This window comes from Achromobacter xylosoxidans (assembly GCF_002192695.1).
Taxonomy (GTDB): Bacteria; Pseudomonadota; Gammaproteobacteria; order Burkholderiales; family Burkholderiaceae_B; genus Achromobacter; species Achromobacter xylosoxidans_C.
Window position 1 is genome coordinate 1 of record NZ_MTLG01000103.1, and the last position, 326, is coordinate 326.

1 tRNA gene is annotated in these 326 nt (G+C 55.5%); it reads right to left on the minus strand.

The features are described from left to right. Positions 1-150 precede the first annotated feature (150 nt). Positions 151-227, minus strand: a tRNA-Asp gene (locus BRO63_RS24545). Positions 228-326: the final 99 nt, after the last annotated feature.

Genomic DNA, 326 nt, shown 5'->3' on the forward strand with positions numbered 1-326 from the left:
GACCTCTTGCATGCCATGCAAGCGCTCTCCCAGCTGAGCTATACCCCCCAGGATCCTCGAAGTCCCAAACTTCAGACAACAAGGTCTCACACTATATAAAGCAAAAAAGCCCCGAAAACGGAGCTCTTGAAAGACTCTGAGCGAGAGCTTTGGCGGAGCGGACGGGGCTCGAACCCGCGACCCCCGGCGTGACAGGCCGGTATTCTAACCAACTGAACTACCGCTCCGCAGCGGCGTACTCACTACATTGTCACTTCAACTGCATCACTACATACTGCTGCCAGAAAGACTGGCGTCCCCTAGGGGATTCGAACCCCTGTACTCAC